The organism is Paraburkholderia antibiotica (assembly GCF_012927125.1).
GTDB classification, from domain to species: Bacteria; Pseudomonadota; Gammaproteobacteria; order Burkholderiales; family Burkholderiaceae; genus Paraburkholderia; species Paraburkholderia antibiotica.
Genome location: NZ_JABBFZ010000014.1, coordinates 92,132 through 103,168, shown reverse-complemented (window position 1 = coordinate 103,168; position 11,037 = coordinate 92,132). Strand labels below are relative to the sequence as shown.

Sequence of the window (11,037 nt, the reverse complement as noted above, 5' to 3'; positions counted from 1 at the left end):
GATAAGTACGTTAGCTTTTCTTGACGCGATAGACCGCAAGACTACCACGCCAGTTCACGCCCCAACGCACCACCTGTCCGTCGTGCAGCACCACGCGATCGAGAATCTCGATGCCGACTTCGGGCGCGAGCGCCTCGAAGTCCTTGATTGTCAGCACGCGCACGTTCGGCGTGTTGTGCCATTGATAAGGCAGCGATTTCGACACCGGCATGCGCCCCTGCAGTACCGACAGCCGATGCGCCCAGTAGCCGAAGTTCGGAAACGACACGATGCATTCCTTGCCGACGCGCACCGTCTCGCGCAGGATCGCCGCGGTCTGATGGATGGTTTGCAGCGTCTGCGACAGGATCGCGAAGTCGAAACTGCCGTCCTCGAAGAGACGCAGTCCGTCTTCGAGATTCTGCTGGATCACGTTGACGCCGTTCTGCGTCGAGGCCAGCACGCCGGCGTCGTTGATCTCGATGCCGTAGCCCTGGACTTCGAGCTCTTCCTTCAGCAGCGACAGCAGCGAGCCGTCGCCGCAACCGAGATCGAGCACGGTCGAGCGCGGTTCGACCCAGCGGGCGATCGCGCGGAAGTCCGGGCGCGACGCGAGGTAATCAAGTGCTCGCTGGTTCATGCGTTGACCTCTTTTGCAATGCGTTCGTAGTAGGCGCGCAGCACGTTGTGATAGCGCGCGTCGTCGAGCAGGAAGGCGTCGTGGCCGTGCGGCGCGTCGATTTCCGCGTACGTCACCGTGCGCTTGTGGTCGAGCAGCGCCTTCACCAGTTCGCGCGAGCGTGCCGGCGCGAACCGCCAGTCGGTCGTGAAGCTCGCGATCAGATACTTCGCGGTGGTGTGCGCGAGCGCGGCGGTCAGATCGCCGTCGAAGTTCTTGGCCGGATCGAAGTAGTCGAGCGCGCGCGTGATCAGCAGGTAGGTGTTCGCGTCGAAGTAGTCGGCGAACTTGTCGCCCTGGTAGCGCAGATACGACTCCACTTCGAACTCGACGTCGAAGTTGAAGTTGTAGTCGCCCGGCGCCCCTTCCGCGCGACGCAGCGAGCGGCCGAATTTCTCGGCCATGTCGTCGTCCGACAGATAGGTGATGTGGCCGATCATCCGCGCGACGCGCAGGCCGCGCTTTGGCTTTACGCCGTGTGCGTAGTAGTCGCCGCCGTGGAAGTCGGGGTCCGACAGGATCGCCGAGCGCGCGACCTCGTTGAACGCGATGTTCTGCGCGGACAGCTTCGGCGTCGACGCGACCACGATGCAATGCGCGACGCGCTGCGGATACATCATGCTCCATGCGAGCGCCTGCATGCCGCCGAGGCTGCCGCCCATCACCGCGGCGAAGCGCTCGATGCCGAACGCGTCGGCGACGCGCGCCTGCGCGTTGACCCAGTCCTCGACGGTGACGACCGGAAACGTCGCGCCGTAGGGCTTGCCGGTGGACGGATCGATGCTCATCGGGCCGGTCGAACCGAAGCACGAGCCGAGGTTGTTCACGCCGATCACGAAGAATCTGTCGGTGTCGAGCGGCTTGCCTGGGCCGACCATGTTGTCCCACCAGCCGACGTCCTTCGGATTGTCGGCGTACACGCCCGCCACGTGATGCGACGCGTTGAGCGCATGGCACACGAGCACCGCATTGCTACGCGCGGCATTCAGCGTGCCGTAGGTCTCGACCATCAGGTCGTAACCGGCGAGCGAGCTGCCGTTGCGCAAGGGCAGCGGGTCGGGGAAATGCATTTTTTGGGGAGCGACGATGCCGATGGAGTCCATTCATTCCGCCATTGAGTCAAAACAGGGCGGCTAAACGGCGTCGGCGAGGCACGGGGGAGAAACGGTGTGCGCGGCTGACGACCTCTTTAGCCGCATTTATAGTGAACCGCGGGCCTGTGGCCAGTGGTTCGCGCGCCCGCAATCGAGTCAGCAAATCGGCGCGTGAAATCGGTACAACCAAGGGTACGACGTGTTCGGGATTCCTGAGCGCGGGCCGGTGTGTATCCATAGCGCAGCGGCCGCGTCAGGCGCAAAGTATAGCGGAAAAATTCGTGCGGCAGCATCGCCGGTGGGGACGCGGAGGCGCTGGGGCGGGGGCTGTGGGGGCGTGAGGTGGTGGGTTCGACGGGTGCTGCGCGGGATCGGGGCGGTGTGTTCGGCGGGCGCTGCACGGCTGGCTGGGTGGAGTGCTCGGCGGGCACTGCGCGGGCTCCGGGCCGTGTATTCGAGCAAAGTTGCGCTTGCACTCGAGCGCATTTTCGACGGCTGGCGTGCGGGTACTTAAGCATGTAGCTGGCTGGGGGCGCCGGACACTCAGCCGAGCGCCTGACAGGGGCTTTGTGGGCACGGGCGAGCGCAGCAGCCGTGACGCGCGGCGCGCCCGGATACGCTATTGAAGAATCAGCAGCAATTGCGCATCCGCCTGTTCGGCGGGCAAGCGCGAAAAACCGCTGCGCACGTAGCGATGCCAGCGGCCGATCACGTAGCTCAGCAGCAGGCTCGCGCGAAGCGCGGGATCGTAGCCGGCGGACAGCGCGGTGGCGGAGGTGTCGTTGTGCAGCGAGGTCGATGCGGCGACATTGGCGCTGGCTGCCCCCGCACCGTCACGCTCGCCATCGCTATTACCATTGGCGCTTGCGAGCGCCTCCGTCTGCGCGAGCCGCAGACACTGCTTCAGCGACGCCTCGACGCGCTCGAGCATCTGGTTCACGCGCTCGGTCAGCCGCTCGTGTTCGCCGACCAGCGCCTCGCAGGTCAGCACGCGCGTCATGCCGGGATTCTTCGCGGGAAAGTTCAGCAGCATCAGCGCGATCGCGCGGGCTTGCAGCACGCCGTTGCTCTCGTGACTGGTGATCTGGTTAATGAGCCCGAATAGCGTCTGCTCGATGAATTCGATCAGGCCTTCGAACATCTGCGCCTTGCTCGCGAAATGGCGATACAGCGCGGCTTCCGACACACCCAGCCGGGCGGCGAGCGCGGCCGTGGTGATCTTTTCGCTCTTCGGCGCCTCGAGCATGCTGGCGAGCGTCTGCAGGATGTGGACGCGCCGCTCGCCCGGCTTGGGGCGCGGCGAGCGGGCAGCGGCGGGCGTCGCGGGCGCGGCGGCAGGCGTCGCGGGGGAGGCTTCGGCTAAGGCTTCGTCAGGCTTGTCGATCGGCTGCATGGCTGTCGTCCCCCGGCTGCGGTCGTTGGCGGCTTTCGTTCCTACTGTCCCGGCTTGCGTTCCGTCCTTCGAACCAGGCGCACGCCCGGTCGTAGCGATTTTAACGAACGAATGCTGCGGTCGACATAGTGCGGCCGCCCGGTGCCCGGCAGGCGCGTTGGCACGCCGTCCGCGTGCGGCTTGCGCGACAGATGCCCGGTGATCCACACGGTGCGGATGCCGAGCCGCCGGTAGTTCTTCAGATGCGAGCGCGTGTCCTCGACGAGGATCGCGTCGTTCAGCGATACGTGCGCGTCGCGCATCGCCTTGCGCAGCATCGCGTGATCGGGCTTCGCGCGCCATTGACGGCGGTCGCGCATGTGCTCGATCGCGATCACGCGCTCGAACAGCCGCTCGATGCGTAACTCGGCGAGCACCGCGCGCGCGTAGGTCTCGGGCGCGTTGGTCAGCACGATCTTGCGGCCGGGCAGCGCGGCGACCAGACGCGCGACGCCGCGTTCGTGGCGGATCATCGAGCCGAGGTCGGGGAAGGTGTGGGCGACTTTCAGGAAGTCGTGCGCGTCGAGCGCATGATGGCGCGTGAGGCCAAGCAGCGCCGCGCCGTAGCGCTGCGTGTAGCCGGTGCGCAGACGGTTCGCTTCTTCGATGTCGACCTGCAGCGCGTCGATGATGTATTGCGTCATTCCGTGATTGATCGCCGGAAAAATCGCATGCGACGCGCGGTGCAGCGTGTTGTCGAGATCGAACAGCCAGACGGGCTTACCGCCCGCGATGTGCGGACGACGGCGTCGCGAAGTGGAAGTGCGCATGATGTGGAGGCCTTCAGACGCTAACGGATGCTCGGGCCAGCGCTGCTGGATGGTGGGACGGGCGGAATTCGTGGTGCCCGCGGGGGCTTGGGCGAGGCGCGCGGTGTGGCTGTCCGGCTTGTCCAGCTGTTGGGCTGGAGAGCCGGGGCGGCCGGCTGGCAAGCCGTGCGGTGAGCGAGGCTGTCCGTTGTTCGGCCGCGCCTGCCTGTGCATGCTGCCGCGGTAGTCAGCTGACCCGGCCGCTTGAGCTAACCAATCCCGCTCAAGCCGGCGAATCAGGCCGCGTTTGCCAACCGGACCGCCTCAGCGAATCAGACCATCTCCGCCAACCAGGCCGCCTCCGCGAATCAGGCCGCCTCCGCGAATCAGGCCGAGCGGCCCGCGCTACAGCCCGCACCGCTCACGCCGTTACAACTGCCGCCCGCTCGGCGAACCCGCGCCGCATTCGACGCCCGTGCCCGATTGACCGGCACAAGCGTTGCGCCGCTTATGCCGGGTTTGCCGCCGCGATCAGTGCGAGCGGATCATCGTGCCGAACGGCTGTTCGGTCAGAATCTCGAGCAGCACCGAGTGTTCGATGCGGCCGTCGATGATGTGCACCGAGCGCACGCCGCTCTTCGCCGCATCCAGCGCGGACGAGATTTTCGGCAGCATGCCGCCGGAGATCGTGCCGTCGGCGAACAGCCCGTCGATTTCGCGTGCCGACAGATCGGTCAGCAGATTGCCTTCCTTGTCCATCACGCCCGGGATGTTGGTCATCATCACGAGTTTTTCGGCGTTCAGCACGACCGCCAGCTTGCCCGCGACGAGGTCCGCGTTGATGTTGTACGACAGACCGTCTTCACCCGTGCCGATCGGCGAGATCACCGGAATGAACGCGTCGTCCTGCAGCGCCTTCACCACGGCCGGGTTGATCGATTCGACTTCGCCGACCTGGCCGATGTCGACGTATTGGCCAGGATTGTCGCGATCCGGCATCAGCATCTTGCGAGCGTGGATCAGGCCGCCGTCCTTGCCGGTCAGGCCGACCGCATGGCCGCCGAAGTGGTTGATCAGCATCACGATGTCCTGCTGCACCTCGCCGCCGAGCACCCATTCGACGACTTCCATCGTCTCTTCGTCGGTGACGCGCATGCCCTGGATGAACGTGCCCTGTTTGCCGATTTTCTTCAGCGCCTGGTCGATTTGCGGACCGCCGCCGTGCACGATGACCGGGTTGATGCCGACCAGCTTCAGCAGAATCACGTCGCGCGCGAAGCCCTGCTTCAGACGCTCCTCGGTCATGGCGTTGCCGCCGTATTTGATGACCACGGTTTTACCGTGATATTGACGGATATAAGGCAGCGCCTCGGCCAGAATTTCGGCTTTCAGGGTGGGCGCAATCTGCGAAAGGTCGGGAAGCTCGGACATGGCGGCAGGCTCGGGCACGGAACAGTTAAAACAGCGCGAATTGTACAGGACTGGCGCGCTGCAACAGGGTTTTCGGCAGCGACGCAAGCGACGGGCGGTGCGGGCCTGGCGTGCCGCACCACGACGGGCCCAGGAGGCGGGTCGAGCAGCAAGCTTAACGCGCTTGAATGACGGTTGTGAATCGGCCGAACGGACGACTGCCCCTGGGGGCATCGATCGTGGCATCATGGTCTGACCGATGTCCATGGCCCTGCATTGTCCTTGTGTCCGAAGCCCAATTTCCCGCTTTACGATGAGTCCGTCTTCCACCCGTTCCGAACGTAGCGCGCGTTGTCCGCGCTGCCCACGTTGTGGCACCGCATTCGACTGCGGTATGCAGATGACGCCGGGCCAGTGCTGGTGCCGCGCGTTACCACCGTTGCCGGCCGAGCGGCTCGACCCGAAGAGCCGGTGTCTGTGCCCGGAGTGCCTCGCGGCGGAGATCGCGCGGGCGGCGCGGGGTGAGACGGGGGACGAGCGGGGCTGACGGAGCGGAGCGGGTCTGAGCGAGTCCGAACGAGTCGGATTCGCTGCCCCTACTTGCCGTGATGCTGCGCCGCCAATTTCCGCAGATCGTGAGCCACGGCCTGCAACGCCGGCTCCCATTCGCCGAAGCGCGGCTGTCGGTACAGCGTTGCGCTCGGATACCACGGGCTGTCGCTGCGCTCGAGCAACCAGACCCAGTGCGGATTGACGTCGAGCAGGACCCAGGTGCGCTGCCCGAGCGCGCCGCTCAGATGCGCAACCGACGTGCAGACGGTGATCACGAGGTCGAGCGCGCCGACGAACGCGGCGGTGTCGTCGAAGCTTGCGAAGCTGGCGGTGTGATCGATCATCCGCAGGCCGGCCTCGTGGGCGGCGGCGACCTCGGCGGCCGCACCGGGCTGCAGCGAATAGAAGGTGACGTTGTCGATACCGGCGAAATACTGGGCGTAGCGCTGCCAGCCGACGCTGCGATACGGATTGCGCTGATGGCCGCGGCTGCCGGTCCACGTGAGTCCGACCTTCAGGCGACGCCCGCCGGCAAGGCGCTTGCGCCACGACTCGCAGGCGGCCGGGTCGGCGAACAGATACGGCGAGGCGGCCGGAATCGTCTCTTCGCGCGTGTCGAAGATCAGTGGCAGGCTCAGCAGCGGAATTTCGTAGTCCATCGGCGGCAGGGATTCGATGCCGCCGCCGGACGAATAGGCGTCCACGTAAGCACCGAGACTGCGGACGAGCAACTCGCCCATTTGCGGAAACGAGTTCCACAAAAGACGGCCGCCTTCGCGATGAACGCGCTCGGCCAGCATCGGGATGTAACGGCTGAACTGCAGCACATCGCCCATGCCCTGTTCGCCCCAGACCAGCAGCGTCTTGCCCGCGAGCGATTCGCCGCGCCAGGTTGGCGCCGGCATCACCGGCCGATTGCCGCCGAGTTCCAGCGAGCCCTCCCAGCGCGATTCGTGCGACGGCCATCCCTGCGCATAGTTGCCGCGCACGAGTTGCTGCATGCCGAGGTTCGAGCGCATCGTGGGGTTCTGCGGCGCGAGTTCACTGGCCGTCACCGCGGCCCGTTCGGCGTCGTCCCAGCGTTGCGCTTCACGTAGCGTCAGCGCGTAGTTGTTGTGGGCGAGCGGGCTTTGCGGCGCGCGCTGCACGGCTTGTGCGCCGGCCTCGAGTGCGCGCGGCAGGTCGAGACTCTTGCGATACGCGTTGGCGAGATTGATCCACGCGTTGGCATCTTCGGGAGCATCGCGGACCGCGCTTTCGAGCAGCGCGAGCTGTTCGTGAAGATCGCCGCCGGTGAGCATCAGCGCGCCGGCCAGGTTGTTGCGCAACTGCGGCAACGCTGGATCGCGCGCCAGCGCGCGACGATACGGCACGATCGCGTCGGCATGCCGGTTGGCCATCTGCAGCGTGTAGCCGGCGCGGAACTGCGCGAGGGCGCTGTGCGGATCGAGTTGGGCGACGAGAGCGCCGAGCTCGACCGCTTCCGCATGGCGCTGCTGCGCGAGCAGCGTGGCGACCAGCGCGTCGAGCGAGGCGTCGTCGAGCGGATGCAGCCTGGCGGCGGCATCGAGGTAACTGGTTTCGCGCGCTGTCGCGCCATTTGCTCTCGCCGCGGCGGCGGCGCGCAGAAAAGTCAGGAATGCGGAGGAAGCGTCGGCTTCGCGGTCGGAGGTGGGTAGCATGAACAGGTTGCGCGGAGTAGCCATCGATGTCGCCCGGTCTGCGCGACATCATCTCGAAGACAGACATGTTACCGGCACTCGGGCCGCGTGGTCGCGGGACGTGTCCGAACGGGTAGACTAGGGTCTGTTCACATACGCCACAGACCCTGAGGTCATGCATCGTATAACCAACACCGGCCGGGTCAACCTCGGTCATCTGTTCTGGCTGCGCAGTCTCGCGATCATCGGTCAACTGCTGACGATCGCGTTCGTGCAGATCTTCATCGGCGTCAAGCTGCCGCTGTCCGCGATGCTGCTCGTGATCGCGCTGGAAGTGCTGTTCAACGCGCTCACGTGGTGGCGGGTCTCGCAGCAGCGGCCCGAGTCGAACATCGAGCTGTTCGGCCAGATCTGGGTCGACCTCGGCGCGTTGTCCGCGTTGCTGTTCCTGTCCGGCGGTACCACCAATCCGTTTGTTTCGCTGTACTTGCCGTCGCTCGCGATCGCCGCGGCCGTGTTGCCGTGGTATCTGATGGCCTGGCTCGCCGCGTTCGCGGTCGCCTGCTACGCGATGCTCAGTTTCGATTCCGTGCCGCTCAATCTCGACAATCCCGCGAACCTGTTCGAGTATTACCGTGCCGGCATGTGGGTCAACTTCATGGTGAGCGTCGGGCTGATCGCATGGTTCGTCGCGCGCATGTCGAGGGCGCTGCGGCTACGTGACGCAGCGCTTGGAGATGCGCAGCAGCGCTTGCTTCACGACGAACGGGCGGTCGCGCTCGGCGTGCAGGCGGCCACCGTGGCACACGAAATCGGGACGCCTCTGTCTACAATCGCCATGTTGTCCGAAGAATTACGCGACGCCGCGCGTACCGACCAGGGCCTCGCGCCGTACAGCGCCGATCTCGAATTGCTCGAACAGCAGATGACGCTATGTACGTCCGCGCTTGCGCGCCTGCGCAGCCGCGCGACGACGACGAACCGCCAGCCCGTCGGCAAGTGGCTCGAATCGTTCTCCGAGCAATGGCGGCTGCGTCATCCGCACGTGAAGTTCGAGCGTCCCGGCACGCCGCCCGCCGACGTGAATCTCGACGACACGGTGGCCGTCAGCCAGATCCTGACGATCCTGCTCGACAACGCCGCGCGCGCGAGCCGCGATCACGTCACGTTGTCGTGTGCGCTGGCAGCGCGCGGCGATCAGATCGTGTTCGAAGTGTGCGACGCCGGCCCGGGCATTCCGGCGGCGCTGCGCGGCTCGCTCGGCACGATGCCGGTGGACAGCACGCAGGGCGGCCATGGCGTCGGGTTGTACCTGGCGTTCTCGGCGGCGGCGCGTCTGAAAGGATCGATCGAGTTGACCGACGTCAGCGCGGCAAAACCGCGTGGCACGCGCGCGGTGCTGCGATTGCCGATCGCCGCGCGCAAAATTTCCGGCGGGAGCCAGCAAGGCGCCGCGCCATCCAACACGGAGAAACAGGCATGAGCGAAAAGAATTTTCTGGTGATCGACGATGACGAAGTGTTCTCCGGCATCCTCGCTCGTGGTTTGACGCGGCGCGGCTACACGGTGAGCGAGGCGCACAACGCGGACGAAGCGATCCGGCTCGCAAATCAGCAGAAGTTCAGCGAGATCACCGTCGACCTGCATCTCGGCAACGACTCCGGTCTCACGCTCGTCGCGCCGTTGCGCGATCTGCAGCCCGATGCGCGCATGCTGGTGCTGACCGGCTACGCGAGCATTGCGACCGCGGTGCAGGCGGTCAAGGACGGCGCGGATAACTATCTGGCGAAGCCGGCCAACGTCGAGACGATTCTCTCCGCGCTGCAAAGCGAGGCGAGCGCGTTGCAGGCGGAGGAGGCGATCGAGCATCCTCAGCCGCTGTCGGTGGCGCGGCTCGAATGGGAGCATATCCAGCGCGTGCTCGCCGACAACGGCGGCAATATTTCGGCGACCGCGCGGGCGCTGAACATGCATCGACGGACTCTGCAGCGCAAGCTCGCGAAGCGGCCGGTCAAGCAATAAACGCCGGGCCGGATGCGGTGACTGTCGGCGTGGCGCATCCCGCCACGCAAAAACAGAACGGGCTGCCTTTGCAGGGCAGCCCGTTTTTTACGCGTCAGCGCTTTGTGTTATCACAGCACGTAGCGCGACAGGTCTTCGTCGTCGGCGACTTCGTTGAGCGCGCGATCGACATACGCCGCGTCGACATGCACCGTGTGGCCCGAATGATTGCCGGCCGAGAACGACACTTCCTCGAGCAGCTTTTCGATCACCGTATAGAGACGCCGCGCGCCGATGTTCTCGGTCTTCTCGTTGACCGAGTAGGCGATTTCGGCGAGACGACGAATGCCGTCGTCGGCGAATTCGAGGTGCACGTCTTCGGTCGCGAGTAGGGCCTGGTACTGCTTGACGAGGCTTGCATCGGTCGACACGAGGATCGATTCGAAGTCTTTCACCGACAGCGAGTCGAGTTCGACGCGAATCGGAAAGCGCCCTTGCAGCTCGGGGATCAGATCGCTCGGCTTCGCGAGATGGAACGCGCCGCTCGCGATGAACAGGATGTGGTCGGTCTTCACCATGCCGTACTTGGTGTTGATCGTCGTGCCTTCGACGAGCGGCAGCAGATCGCGCTGTACGCCCTGACGCGATACCTCGCCGCCGCCGGCTTCGTTGCGCGACGCGATCTTGTCGATTTCGTCGAGGAACACGATGCCGTTCTGTTCGACGTTCTGCACCGCCTTGGTCTTCACCTCTTCGTCGTTCAGCATCTTGCCGGCTTCTTCGTCGGTGAGCACCTTCAGCGCTTCTTTCACCTTCATCTTGCGGCGCGTTTTCTTGCCGCCGCCGATGTTGGCGAACATCGAACGGATCTGCTCGGTCATGTCTTCCATGCCCGGCGGCCCCATGATGTCCATGCCGACCTGCGGCTGCTCGACGTCGAGCTCGATTTCCTTGTCGTCGAGCGCGCCTTCGCGCAGACGCTTGCGGAAGGTCTGGCGCGTGCTGCTGCCCTCGTCGGCGGTGTCGGTCGCGCTCGAACTCGAACCGAAGCCGACCGGGCGGGCGGTGGGCAGCAGGATGTCGAGAATGCGGTCTTCGGCGAGGTCGCCCGCCTTGGTCCGCACTTTGCGCATTTCCGTTTCGCGGGTCTGCTTGACCGAAATCTCGATCAGGTCGCGCACGATGCTGTCGACGTCGCGGCCCACGTAACCGACTTCGGTGAACTTGGTCGCTTCGATCTTGATGAACGGCGCGTCCGCGAGCTTCGCAAGACGCCGCGCGATTTCGGTTTTGCCGACGCCGGTCGGTCCGATCATCAGAATGTTCTTCGGCGTGATTTCCTGGCGCAGCGGATCCTCGACCTGCTGACGGCGCCAGCGGTTGCGCAGCGCGACAGCCACGGCTTTCTTCGCGCGGCCTTGGCCGATGATGTGTTTGTCGAGTTCTGAGACGATCTCGGCGGGGGTCATGGTGCTCATCG

General features: G+C 65.3%; 10 protein-coding genes. 3 read left to right on the top strand and 7 right to left on the bottom strand.

Going from position 1 to position 11,037, the window contains the following annotated elements; all coding sequences use genetic code 11:
• Window positions 1-10: 10 nt before the first annotated feature.
• The 5 genes from metW to argB all read right to left on the bottom strand — a co-directional run bounded on the left by metW (window position 11) and on the right by argB (window position 5,364).
• The gene (gene metW, locus HHL14_RS21670) at window positions 11-619 is read right to left on the bottom strand and encodes a methionine biosynthesis protein MetW (protein ID WP_169499662.1); all 609 of its coding nucleotides are present in this window, start codon (window positions 617-619) and stop codon (window positions 11-13) included.
• The gene (metX, locus tag HHL14_RS21665) at window positions 616-1,761 is read right to left on the bottom strand and encodes a homoserine O-succinyltransferase MetX (RefSeq protein ID WP_169499661.1); all 1,146 of its coding nucleotides are present in this window, start codon (window positions 1,759-1,761) and stop codon (window positions 616-618) included. The genes metW and metX overlap by 4 nt, the downstream gene beginning before the upstream one ends.
• A 610-nt stretch (window positions 1,762-2,371) precedes the next feature.
• Complete coding sequence (gene slmA / locus HHL14_RS21660) at window positions 2,372-3,145, bottom strand: nucleoid occlusion factor SlmA (protein WP_169499660.1); 774 nt, start codon at window positions 3,143-3,145, stop codon at window positions 2,372-2,374.
• Between the two features lie 41 nt (window positions 3,146-3,186).
• Window positions 3,187-3,954, bottom strand: coding sequence for a pyrimidine 5'-nucleotidase (locus HHL14_RS21655; RefSeq protein WP_169499659.1), 768 nt, complete (start codon window positions 3,952-3,954; stop codon window positions 3,187-3,189).
• Between the two features lie 510 nt (window positions 3,955-4,464).
• A complete protein-coding gene (argB, locus tag HHL14_RS21650) occupies window positions 4,465-5,364 on the bottom strand; it encodes an acetylglutamate kinase (RefSeq protein ID WP_169499658.1) in 900 nt (299 codons plus the stop codon).
• A gap of 292 nt (window positions 5,365-5,656) precedes the next feature.
• Here argB and HHL14_RS21645 point away from each other — a divergent pair, with 292 nt between their 5' ends.
• Window positions 5,657-5,890 carry a cysteine-rich CWC family protein gene (locus HHL14_RS21645; RefSeq protein ID WP_169499657.1) on the top strand — a complete coding sequence of 78 codons (234 nt, stop codon included), beginning with the start codon at window positions 5,657-5,659 and terminating at the stop codon, window positions 5,888-5,890.
• A 49-nt stretch (window positions 5,891-5,939) separates the two neighbouring features.
• Here HHL14_RS21645 and HHL14_RS21640 read toward each other — a convergent pair whose 3' ends face one another.
• Entirely contained in the window at window positions 5,940-7,577 is a 1,638-nt protein-coding gene (locus tag HHL14_RS21640; protein ID WP_169499748.1) for a tetratricopeptide repeat protein, read from the bottom strand.
• A 154-nt stretch (window positions 7,578-7,731) separates the two neighbouring features.
• Between HHL14_RS21640 and HHL14_RS21635 the strand changes: the two genes are divergently transcribed.
• Both HHL14_RS21635 and HHL14_RS21630 read left to right on the top strand, forming a co-directional pair.
• Window positions 7,732-9,039 (top strand): ATP-binding protein, encoded by a 1,308-nt coding sequence (locus HHL14_RS21635; protein WP_169499656.1) that lies wholly within the window; start codon window positions 7,732-7,734, stop codon window positions 9,037-9,039.
• Window positions 9,036-9,578 (top strand): response regulator transcription factor, encoded by a 543-nt coding sequence (locus HHL14_RS21630; RefSeq protein ID WP_169499655.1) that lies wholly within the window; start codon window positions 9,036-9,038, stop codon window positions 9,576-9,578. Before HHL14_RS21635 ends, HHL14_RS21630 begins: the two co-directional genes overlap by 4 nt.
• 110 nt (window positions 9,579-9,688) lie before the next feature.
• Here the strand turns inward: HHL14_RS21630 and hslU are convergent, their stop codons facing one another.
• Window positions 9,689-11,035 carry an ATP-dependent protease ATPase subunit HslU gene (hslU, locus tag HHL14_RS21625; RefSeq protein WP_169499654.1) on the bottom strand — a complete coding sequence of 449 codons (1,347 nt, stop codon included), beginning with the start codon at window positions 11,033-11,035 and terminating at the stop codon, window positions 9,689-9,691.
• Window positions 11,036-11,037 lie beyond the last annotated feature (2 nt).

Excerpts from the sequence above, each read along its gene's own strand:
- hslU (WP_169499654.1), bottom strand. The coding sequence starts at position 11,035 with ATGAGCACCATGACCCCCGCCGAGATCGTCTCAGAACTCGACAAACAC.
- HHL14_RS21630 (WP_169499655.1), top strand. The coding sequence starts at position 9,036 with ATGAGCGAAAAGAATTTTCTGGTGATCGACGATGACGAAGTGTTCTCC.
- HHL14_RS21655 (WP_169499659.1), bottom strand. The coding sequence starts at position 3,954 with ATGCGCACTTCCACTTCGCGACGCCGTCGTCCGCACATCGCGGGCGGT.
- argB (WP_169499658.1), bottom strand. The coding sequence starts at position 5,364 with ATGTCCGAGCTTCCCGACCTTTCGCAGATTGCGCCCACCCTGAAAGCC.
- metW (WP_169499662.1), bottom strand. The coding sequence starts at position 619 with ATGAACCAGCGAGCACTTGATTACCTCGCGTCGCGCCCGGACTTCCGC.
- HHL14_RS21635 (WP_169499656.1), top strand. The coding sequence starts at position 7,732 with ATGCATCGTATAACCAACACCGGCCGGGTCAACCTCGGTCATCTGTTC.
- slmA (WP_169499660.1), bottom strand. The coding sequence starts at position 3,145 with ATGCAGCCGATCGACAAGCCTGACGAAGCCTTAGCCGAAGCCTCCCCC.
- metX (WP_169499661.1), bottom strand. The coding sequence starts at position 1,761 with ATGGACTCCATCGGCATCGTCGCTCCCCAAAAAATGCATTTCCCCGAC.
- HHL14_RS21645 (WP_169499657.1), top strand. The coding sequence starts at position 5,657 with ATGAGTCCGTCTTCCACCCGTTCCGAACGTAGCGCGCGTTGTCCGCGC.
- HHL14_RS21640 (WP_169499748.1), bottom strand. The coding sequence starts at position 7,577 with ATGCTACCCACCTCCGACCGCGAAGCCGACGCTTCCTCCGCATTCCTG.